The sequence below is a fragment of the Microcystis sp. LE18-22.4A genome (assembly GCF_027531105.1).
Taxonomy (GTDB): Bacteria; Cyanobacteriota; Cyanobacteriia; order Cyanobacteriales; family Microcystaceae; genus Microcystis; species Microcystis aeruginosa.
Window position 1 is genome coordinate 1 of record NZ_JAPZRB010000484.1, and the last position, 9,192, is coordinate 9,192.

The 9,192-nt window shown below is 43.4% G+C and carries 10 protein-coding genes, 1 tRNA gene and 1 pseudogene; 3 read left to right on the top strand and 9 right to left on the bottom strand.

Annotated features, from left to right (window positions below; genetic code table 11):
- From O9295_RS21235 to O9295_RS21255, 5 genes are all read right to left on the bottom strand, one after another.
- Positions 1–360 (bottom strand): Uma2 family endonuclease (locus O9295_RS21235; RefSeq protein WP_149978612.1); only part of this gene is annotated, 360 nt, incomplete at its 3' end.
- A gap of 212 nt (positions 361–572) precedes the next feature.
- Positions 573–1,223, bottom strand: a complete 651-nt coding sequence (locus O9295_RS21240; RefSeq protein WP_288035143.1) for a DUF3782 domain-containing protein — start codon at positions 1,221–1,223, stop codon at positions 573–575.
- Positions 1,224–1,462: 239 nt separating this feature from the next.
- Entirely contained in the window at positions 1,463–2,317 is an 855-nt protein-coding gene (gene purU, locus O9295_RS21245) for a formyltetrahydrofolate deformylase (RefSeq protein WP_002759669.1), read from the bottom strand.
- A 121-nt stretch (positions 2,318–2,438) separates the two neighbouring features.
- Positions 2,439–3,014: a (2Fe-2S) ferredoxin domain-containing protein gene (locus O9295_RS21250; RefSeq protein WP_079209311.1), complete on the bottom strand. Its 576-nt coding sequence runs from the start codon at positions 3,012–3,014 to the stop codon at positions 2,439–2,441.
- Positions 3,015–3,058: 44 nt separating this feature from the next.
- Positions 3,059–3,301, bottom strand: coding sequence for an Asr1405/Asl0597 family protein (locus O9295_RS21255; RefSeq protein WP_288035147.1), 243 nt, complete (start codon positions 3,299–3,301; stop codon positions 3,059–3,061).
- Positions 3,302–3,532: 231 nt separating this feature from the next.
- On the opposite strand from O9295_RS21255, the gene O9295_RS21260 reads away from it, so the two are divergent.
- On the top strand, positions 3,533–4,372 hold the full coding sequence (locus O9295_RS21260) for a reverse transcriptase-like protein (protein WP_287737789.1): 840 nt from the start codon (positions 3,533–3,535) through the stop codon (positions 4,370–4,372).
- 123 nt (positions 4,373–4,495) lie between these two features.
- Here the strand turns inward: O9295_RS21260 and O9295_RS21265 are convergent, their stop codons facing one another.
- The 4 genes from O9295_RS21265 to hisF all read right to left on the bottom strand — a co-directional run bounded on the left by O9295_RS21265 (position 4,496) and on the right by hisF (position 7,123).
- Positions 4,496–5,593, bottom strand: a complete 1,098-nt coding sequence (locus O9295_RS21265) for an AI-2E family transporter (protein ID WP_079209314.1) — start codon at positions 5,591–5,593, stop codon at positions 4,496–4,498.
- A gap of 129 nt (positions 5,594–5,722) precedes the next feature.
- A tRNA-Ala gene (locus O9295_RS21270) sits at positions 5,723–5,795 on the bottom strand.
- A 119-nt stretch (positions 5,796–5,914) separates the two neighbouring features.
- Complete coding sequence (locus O9295_RS21275) at positions 5,915–6,115, bottom strand: hypothetical protein (protein ID WP_002796074.1); 201 nt, start codon at positions 6,113–6,115, stop codon at positions 5,915–5,917.
- Positions 6,116–6,358: 243 nt separating this feature from the next.
- Positions 6,359–7,123 (bottom strand): imidazole glycerol phosphate synthase subunit HisF, encoded by a 765-nt coding sequence (gene hisF / locus O9295_RS21280; protein ID WP_002787034.1) that lies wholly within the window; start codon positions 7,121–7,123, stop codon positions 6,359–6,361.
- Positions 7,124–7,146: 23 nt separating this feature from the next.
- On the opposite strand from hisF, the gene ruvB reads away from it, so the two are divergent.
- Complete coding sequence (gene ruvB, locus O9295_RS21285) at positions 7,147–8,223, top strand: Holliday junction branch migration DNA helicase RuvB (protein ID WP_147070044.1); 1,077 nt, start codon at positions 7,147–7,149, stop codon at positions 8,221–8,223.
- A 566-nt stretch (positions 8,224–8,789) separates the two neighbouring features.
- Positions 8,790–9,056, top strand: a pseudogene (locus tag O9295_RS21290) (sigma factor); the annotation flags it as partial.
- Positions 9,057–9,192: the final 136 nt, after the last annotated feature.

Sequence of the window (9,192 nt, forward strand, 5' to 3'; positions counted from 1 at the left end):
CTCCCGATAGAAAGACTGCTTTTTGAGCATTTCCCTGGCACTATTGCTCGGAGAGAGGATTTCAAACACTACCTGGGGGGCAATATTGTCTTCTTCCCATTGTTTATAGCTGCCGCGCTCACCCGGTGGACGGCCGAAAACTACCATGGCATCGGGAGCTTGACGGGGAGCGGGGGGTACAGTTACCTGCTGGGGATACCAGAGCAAATCCCCAGCGACAAAGACGGTTTGCCCTTTAAATAAATACTTGAGATTGGCAACCAAGCGAACAATCCAGCGATATTGAACTGTGTTGTCGGCCATGGGTTTACCGTCGGAATCAGGATAGAAAAGTTGGGGTTCGATGGGTGCTTGAACCATGCTTTATCTCTTGCGATCGCATTTTGGCCTAACTTTATTGTATCACCGCAAATCCTCGGTTTGAAACCCTGTCCTTTTAGGACGGCTTGGCCTTGTACTAAATCCGTTGAGTATGGGCTACATATCAGGAGAGGCACTCATGCAAAAGGCAAAAGTCAAAGGGGAGAATAAATAATCATTTAATAACAGGATTTAGGATTACATCTAAATTTTTAATAAAGTCGAGGTTGAAAATTATCGGGAATATCCAATTCAAATACTTGGTCATGAATCCGAGCCACATAAAACCCTTCTTGCAGAATTTTTTCCCGTAATTCTGATGATACATGAACCGCCGCTAATATACCATAGAGTTTTTTATCTTTGTGTTCAGGAAAAAAGCGGCGAAACCGTTGCAAAATACTTTTTAATTGTGTAATATCTTCCTGTCTAGCATGACTTTTAACCTCAACGATATAAGCGGTATTTAGCTCACCATTGGTATAGGCAAGAACATCAATTTCTAGGTGTTGTCCTTCTTTACTGGCGCGCACACTGGGACTAACAACTTCCATACCAAAGCGTTGTCTGAGAATCGTTTCCATTGAAGGAAGGGCAAGTCCTTCGGTAAAGCTGCCGAATTTGGCACCGAGTCCCCCAATTTGTTTGCCCAGTTCTTTGAGTTGTTTGTCAGTTTCTTTCTGTTGTTGGGCGTTTTCCTTCTGTTGTTGACTAACTTCCTTCAATAGTAGTTCAGTCTCCTTCTGTTGTTGACTAACTTCCTTAAGTTGTCGGTCAGTTTCCTTGAGTTGTCGGTCAGTTTCTTTTTGCGCGGTAGTTAATTCGGCTAAGAGTCGCCATACGTCTTCGGATGTGGTTGCCATAGATAATTTTTTCCTTCTGCTCTGGTCTATTGCTATTTTAGTCAATTGCGCCGATACTTCCTAATTTTTAAGCTTCAATGCTCTCTTTTTTGTCAAGTAAGCTAAGACGCATTTAAAGCACTTATTCTTAAGATTAGCCGAATCTCCCCCAATCCCTTTACTGTTGCCTCTTGCCTCTTGCCTCTTGCCTCGTCTCAACAAGCAATTTAAATGCTTAACAGCTTACATCTTATCCCATTTTAAGCGAATACTACCGTGCGATTAGCGTAAACCAAAACGCGATTTTGCAAGTGTAAACGTACCGCTCGCGCTAACACCACCCTTTCTAAATCCTTACCTTGACGAATTAAATCTCCCACGGTATCGCGATGACTAACTCTGACCACATCCTGCTCGATAATCGGCCCCTGATCGAGATCGGCAGTGATATAATGGGCGGTGGCTCCAATAATTTTTACCCCTCGATCGTAGGCCCGTTGATAGGGATTAGCTCCGGCAAAAGCCGGTAAAAAAGAATGATGAATATTGATAATATTGGGGAAAAAGTTAATAAAATCTGGAGTGAGAACCTGCATATATTTAGCTAAAATCACTAAATCTATCCGGTATTCCCGCAGTAACTCTAATTGTCTGGCTTCCTGTTCAATCTTGGTTTCGGCGGTAATGGGAATATGATGAAACTCAATACCGAATTGATTGGCAACTGAGTGTAATTCTGGATGATTGCTAATAATTAAAGGAATTTCTGCCCTAATTTCTCCCCCGTGTTGTCGCCATAATAAATCGAGGAGACAATGATCCTGTTTTGTCACCCAAATAGCTAGACGCGGGACAGTATCGGAAAAATGTAAGGACCAACTAGCCTGCAAAGGTTTGGCAATAGCGGCGAAAGCTGGTTCGATCATCCCACGGGGTAAATTAAACCCTTCTAATTGCCATTCTATCCGCATCAGAAACAATCCCGCCGAAAAATCCGTGTGTTGGTCAGCGTGGATAATATTGCCGCCATTAGCATAGATAAAATTAGCGATTTTCGCCACCAGACCAATCTGGTCGGGACAAGAAATTAACAAGGTTGCAGTGGTACCAGTCATAAATTATCGGTGGCAAGAATTGACTTTTCTATCCCCTAATTGATTACAATTTCAGGCACTTCGTCCCTTTGATGCACAAAAAAGAGCATTTGTCAAGAGCGATCGCAGATTAAATTTCCGGTTAAACTGATACAGTATTCTCTTGCTCAGAAGTGGCAAAATGCCGCTCGATCAGGGAGGGGACATCTTGGGGAGCTACCTGATTATAATGCTTTTTATCGGGCATAACCACCAGATTCGGCCCTTTTTTGCACTGTTTTAAACAGCCAGTTAATTTAATATTCACCGCTTCTCCCAGTCCTTTTTCCTCTAAACCACTCTCTAACCTTTGGCAGACTCTCGCACCGCCATTTTTCCAACAATCGGACTTCTGACAGATTAAGACGGTGGCTTTTTTAGCTTTTACTGGGGCCACTTCTGGGGTTTTTTCCCCGGATAAATGCTCGATCCCTAGTACCCTCAGTTTTAATTTTCCCTTTTTTGAACAAAGACTACTTTCTCCCGTCACTTTTAGCCATGATTGGAGAGCAATATTGAGAGGTATGTGGTCTCGCAGTGTTTTTTCGGGCTTAAACCAATATTCTCGTTTATCAACACTGATTCTCAGGTATTTTACCTTATATCCGTCCTTGAGGACAAAACCGAGGAATTGACCGACCACTTGAAAGGGAACCATGCTAGTTGTAGATTTTGACATACTTTCTCACTTTTTACTCTCAGATTGCCAATTTTTCTCAAGGATTATACCCGCCAACAGGTTTCCAGCCAAGCGATTAAACAGCCTTGGGAAGCCTCTACCTGTCGCAGGACAATCCACAGCTGTAAAAGTTGAGCGGGGCTATCGATGCGAACCTGCAAAAGCTTATGGAGCGAGCATTTATCTTCAATGTCTAGGGCCTGCAGCCGGTGGTAGAGCTGCCAGCGCTCCCAAGCACTAAGAGGGAAGATTTTCTCACCTTCCGATGGCAATTTGTCTATACTCATGGGGCTTTTAATTGAGAACTATTAGCAATATAACTCTAGGCTGATGTTCTCAGTATAACCGACAACTGCAAATAATTATCAATAACCTGAAGAAAAAAAGTTACCCGGTAGCGGCGATCGGCTAAAATCTTGCTATTGTTGCCTTGTCCGCTTTGCCGATCCCGGAATCGCTACCGCCTAGAATTGTCAAAGAGATAAAAATGGAGATAACAAGATTTATTGACGAAAATTATGGATAAAAAAGCTCAAAAAACCGATAATTCAGCAATTCTCTATTTTGATGGTGGTTCTCGCGGCAATCCGGGGAGAGCAGCCGGTGCAGCGGTAATAGTTTTAGCCGAGGGTAATTCCTTGACCACGACTAGATATATGGAGAGAGCCACTAATAACGAGGCCGAATACACGGGATTGATTATTGGATTGGAAAAAGCCCAAGAATTAGGCTTAAAAAGCCTAGAAATTCGCGGAGACAGTCAATTAGTCATCAATCAAGTTAAGGGAGACTGGAAGGTAAAAAGCGATAGTTTACGTCCCTTTTATCAGCGTGCTTGTCAATTAGTTGCCCGATTCGATCGCATTAGCTGGCGCTGGATTGAACGAGCTAAAAATAGTTTGGCTGACGCTGCTGCCAATCATTGTCTGGATGCGGCGAAAAAATCGCCAGAAAAACCAAAGGAAGGCGAAACTAATCTCGATATTCTGCTCCAATCCCTGAAACCAGTCCTAAATACCGAAGAATTCGTTTTTTCTTCCCTAACAGCAACAGGACTAGAACAGCTACAATTAACCCCTATCTGCCAATTTCAGGAAGAGGAAGGCATAACGGTGATTATTCCCCGTCAGCAAGCCGATCACAAGAATTTGCAGTACAAATATATTTATAGACAAATTACTCTTTCTGTGCATTCTAGTTTAGCGGCGGTGGGATTTTTAGCGGTAATTAGCGAGAAACTGGCCGCAGCAGCAATTAGCGTCAATGTCATTTCTGGTTATTATCACGATCATTTATTTATCCCTAGGGATAGGGTGACAGAAGCGATGGCTATTCTCGAAGAAATTAGCCGCTCCTAATAGTAGTCAGGAGACAGGAGGCAGAAGTCAGGAGACAGGAGACAGGAGATTATTTTTATTTATTCTCCCCACACCCCACACCCCACACCCCACACCCCACTTCCCTTTAAACAGGATTTATGATTATTTGCTCTCCTCTGAGGAATTTTTCACCGTTTCTTCTAGGATAACTACCGGTTCTTTTTCCCGCTGCTGCGAGCGGATGATATCGATGGTACTTTTCAGCACACTAGCGATAGGAACTGCTATCAATAAACCGAGAATTCCTGCCACTTTACCCCCGATAAAAAGAGATAGGATAATCCAGACGGGATTAAGTCCGATCATGCCTCCCATTAACCGAGGGGCGATGACATTATCATTAATTTGACCGACAATAATAGTCAGGGTCAAAACTTTTAATCCTAACCAAAAATCTTGAAACATCAGTAGGGTACTAATGCCAATAATGGCAAAGGCACTGGCAAAAGGAATTAATGTAGTTAGACCGATCGCCACCCCGAATAATAGGGCATAATCAACCTTGAGAATCACAAAAACAAAAATTTGAGCAAGGCTGAGAATTCCCGCTAAAATGGTTTGACCGGCAAAATAGGTTTCAAAAGTTTGACGAATAATCGTTCTTAATTTGAGATTCCAGGGAGCAGGAATCCAGCTAAAAATTCCCTCCCAAATTTGTTCGCCATAGAGAACAAGAAAGACGGTTAGAACCAGAACAAATAGAATGTTTAAGATACTGTTGATAGTTCCTAGCACAAAGCTCAGTAATTGAGTGCTAAGAGTTTGTAAAACATTGGTTAGTCGTTCCGATAACTGGGTGATTGATTGCTCGATATAAATCGCATATTTCTGAGTTTTATCCCACTTTTCTAAATTTTGTATCTGTTCGGTTCCCGACTCGATCCACTGGGGCAAACTATTGATTAAACTGCTTAATTGTTCGACAATCTGGGGAATTAAAATTAAACCTAAAACAATCAAAATTAATAGGGCAATTAAAAAGACAATAGCGATCGAACCACTGCGATTAACCCCGCGTCTTTGCAGCAGTTTGATGGGAACATCTAAGACAAAAGCTAGTAAACTAGCAGTGACAAAAATACTGACTAAGGGTTCTAGATAGCTAAATAATTGGAATAATAACCAACCATTGAGAAATAAAAGCGGAAAAACCAGACTTAGCCGCAACCAACGAGGTAGTTGCTTAAAAAGCTCTATCATTAATTTTGTCCTGAGAGAGTATCGATGTATGTAAAAAGAGACTTTTCTAACCAGAAATCCTCTTTCAATCTACCATCTCCTCGCCACTTTTCTAGCTCCAGTAACCCTGAAACTCTTATCTTAACTGTATGGAGCTAAGCGGATTCGAACCGCTGACCCCCTCAATGCCATTGAGGTGCTCTACCAACTGAGCTATAACCCCGCAAAGACCATTTTTGAATATAGCTTAAATAGAATTATTTTGTCAAGGGGTGACGAGAAAAAAATTTGTCACTGCCAAGGCGATCGCTGATAAGACAATGGTGAAACAATCGCCCCCATTTAGACAGGAGCCGGAATTTGGGTTAAATAGGTTAAACAGTGACCCATGAGGAAATAAACTACTAACATAGCTGCTGCCGCTGCTGCCACTAAGGTTCCCGCCAGCATCAAGGAAAACTCTTGCTTGTCGAACGCTTGCTGCATCAGATGCAATGACCAAGCCACAAGACCGAGGTCAAAGATGAGAATCGGAACTAACATATTTTAAATTTTGTTAACTTTCATCTATTCTAATACATAATTTTCCCCAGGGATAATCGGACTGAAGTTAAAAACAGGGATTTTTGCCGGTTTCTCGATCGGGGCTGTCAGCCGTCGGCCGTTAGCTTTCAGTAATAGGTCTAAACCTTGCTCTTCTTGGGTTGCAGCCTGAAGAAATCCTTTTCCAGGAAAACCGACTCAATCACTAGATTAAGTTCTGCTAATCTTGCCCTCATTTTCGGGCTAACGCACGGGTACTTGTTGATTTTGCAGATAATTTTTGACCTCAGCGATGGTTAATTGACCATAATGGAGCAAAGAAGCCAATAAAGCCGCTTCCGCCCGCCCTTCCGTCAATGCTTCGTAGATATGCTGACAATTACCCGCTCCTCCCGAAGCAATCACAGGAATCTCCACCCTTTCAGCGATCGCTTTTGTCAAGGCCAGATCGTAACCCGCTTGCGTGCCGTCAGCATCCATACTGGTAACTAACAACTCACCCGCCCCGCGTTTTTCCACTTCTTGCGCCCATAATAAAGCATCAATACCCGTATTTTCGCGTCCACCCCGAACATAAACCTCCCAACCGGGGTTATGCCCATCCTTACGTCGTCTAGCATCGATCGCCACCACAATACACTGTTTCCCAAAGCGATCGCTGGCTCGATCGAGCAATTCCGGCTCGCGCACGGCAGCCGAGTTAATGCTGACTTTATCAGCCCCGGCTCTTAACAAATTTTTAATATTTTCTAAGGATTGGATACCGCCACCCACTGTCAGAGGAATAAAAACCTGTTCCGCCGTGCGATAGACTACATCAATAATCGTGTCGCGATCTTCATGGGTAGCAGTAATATCGAGAAAAACCAACTCATCGGCCCCTGCCTGATTATACAAGCGGGCTAACTCCACGGGGTCGCCAGCATCCTGAAGATTGACAAAATTAACCCCTTTAACTACCCGACCTTTATTGACATCCAAACAAGGCAAAATCCGCTTCGCTAACATATCCTAGACTCTTGATTGTAACAATGGCCATCAAACGATCGCACAATTCCCCCCCGGCTGCCGAGGAAAATCTGCTCACTCCCAATCCCACTATAGAAGAAACGGAAAAAGCAGCAGCGCAGATTCGTCCGCAATCCCTAGAGGATTATATCGGTCAACAGGACTTAAAGGCTAATCTAAAAGTCACCATCGCCGCGGCCAAAGCTAGACAAGAAGCGATCGATCATTTACTCTTCTACGGACCGCCGGGGTTAGGAAAAACCACCATGGCTTTAATTTTAGCGGCCGAGATGGGAGTAAATTGCCGCATTACCGCCGCCCCCGCTTTAGAGCGTCCCCGGGATATTACCGGCATCCTGATCAATCTTCAACCCCGGGATATTCTTTTTATCGACGAAATTCATCGACTGAATCGGGTGACGGAGGAGTTATTATACCCAGCGATGGAGGATTATCGCCTGGATGTGACGATTGGCAAGGGTCAAGCGGCGAAAATTCGCAGTATTTCTTTACCTCCCTTTACTTTAATCGGTGCTACTACCAAAGTTGGCTCTTTAACTTCCCCTTTACGCGATCGTTTTGGACTGATTCAACGTCTGCGTTTCTATACAGTTGAGGAATTGACGGCAATTATTCTCAGAAGTGCTACTATTTTTAATATTCCCATTACTGAAGCGGGTGCGATCGAAATTGCCCGTCGCAGTCGGGGAACTCCACGCATTGCCAATCGTTTATTAAAACGAGTACGCGACTATGTGCAGGTGAAGGGAGAAACTATTATTAGCCCCCAGTTAGCCGATGAGGGATTAAATCAATTAAATGTAGATTCTATGGGTTTAGATTGGACCGATCGATTAGTATTAAAGACGATGATCCAACAGTTTCAAGGTAAACCCGTGGGATTGGAAGCGGTAGCGGCAGCCACGGGAGAAGATGCCAAGACGATCGAGGAGGTACACGAGCCTTATTTATTACAAATAGGTTATCTTAATCGTACTCCCCGGGGTCGCGTAGTGACGTCAGCCGCCTACGAACATTTAGGATTACTGGCGAAATTGCCGAAAAATAAGGATCGGAGTTTACCTTTGTTTGAGTTGTAGTTTTCTAGATAGGGCTGGCTGAATAAATCTGAAATATAGACGAGGTATGGGGTTTGGGGCTTTTTGGCGAAGCAGCTGCAAGATTTTCAAGCTAGTGGCTCAAAAACCTTACATCTTGATCGGCGATCGCGTCCTGTAGGGGCGAAGCATTCGGACAATAACCTATCGCTGAAACCGTAGATTTTCTATCCGAATGCTTCGCCCCTACTTTTTCAGCCAACCCTAGATAGGGCTGGCTGAATAAATCTGAAAACCTTGTTGGATTAAGACTTTTTCCGGGGGAAAATTCACACCCCACACCCCACACCCCATACCCTGTCTCTAGAAACAACCTGTTCAGCAAACCCTGATTACCTGGGTTTTAGCTTACCCGTGTCTTTAAATACTTGGTCGACCGCGTCAAATCACACAAGTCTTTATATAAAGGTCGTATCATCATGATCGTAGTAAGTTCCATTGTTGACATTGCTTACCGCTTCTCATCTAGACTGTATTGAGATTGGTCAAAGCTAATTGCACAATAGTGATCTTTTATAGTCAATATTTTTTAAGTCTGTTAGCGCCCTATGTCTGTCCTAAATAAAGAAAATCTTAAACTGGAAACTCTTACCCTGTTTCAAAAATACCAAAAAACGGGAGATAATAAGTTACGGGATCAAATTATGGAGTTAAACCTAGGATTAGTCAGAAGGGAAGCTCATCATTGGGTTAATCAATGCCATGAAAATTACGAAGATTTAGTGCAGGTTGGCTGTATGGGGCTAATTCGGGCGATCAATCGTTTTGATAGCAGCAAAGGTCATGCTTTTAGCTCCTTCGCTATTCCCTATCTAAGTACAGGACAAAAAGCTTGAAAAGTAGGCGGGAGTGGGGTTTTATGAGAAATAGCACTAATCTCGAAACCCCTATGAACCAGTATAATGCGTTGAAACAAGCTCTCAAACCTCATTTGCGATGGCACGGAGCAAG

Bases quoted from the DNA above. Each gene is read 5' to 3' on its own strand.
- purU (WP_002759669.1), bottom strand. From the start codon at position 2,317: ATGACTGGTACCACTGCAACCTTGTTAATTTCTTGTCCCGACCAGATT.
- O9295_RS21250 (WP_079209311.1), bottom strand. From the start codon at position 3,014: ATGTCAAAATCTACAACTAGCATGGTTCCCTTTCAAGTGGTCGGTCAA.
- hisF (WP_002787034.1), bottom strand. From the start codon at position 7,123: ATGTTAGCGAAGCGGATTTTGCCTTGTTTGGATGTCAATAAAGGTCGG.
- O9295_RS21275 (WP_002796074.1), bottom strand. From the start codon at position 6,115: ATGTTAGTTCCGATTCTCATCTTTGACCTCGGTCTTGTGGCTTGGTCA.
- O9295_RS21260 (WP_287737789.1), top strand. From the start codon at position 3,533: ATGGATAAAAAAGCTCAAAAAACCGATAATTCAGCAATTCTCTATTTT.
- O9295_RS21265 (WP_079209314.1), bottom strand. From the start codon at position 5,593: ATGATAGAGCTTTTTAAGCAACTACCTCGTTGGTTGCGGCTAAGTCTG.
- O9295_RS21255 (WP_288035147.1), bottom strand. From the start codon at position 3,301: ATGAGTATAGACAAATTGCCATCGGAAGGTGAGAAAATCTTCCCTCTT.
- ruvB (WP_147070044.1), top strand. From the start codon at position 7,147: ATGGCCATCAAACGATCGCACAATTCCCCCCCGGCTGCCGAGGAAAAT.
- O9295_RS21240 (WP_288035143.1), bottom strand. From the start codon at position 1,223: ATGGCAACCACATCCGAAGACGTATGGCGACTCTTAGCCGAATTAACT.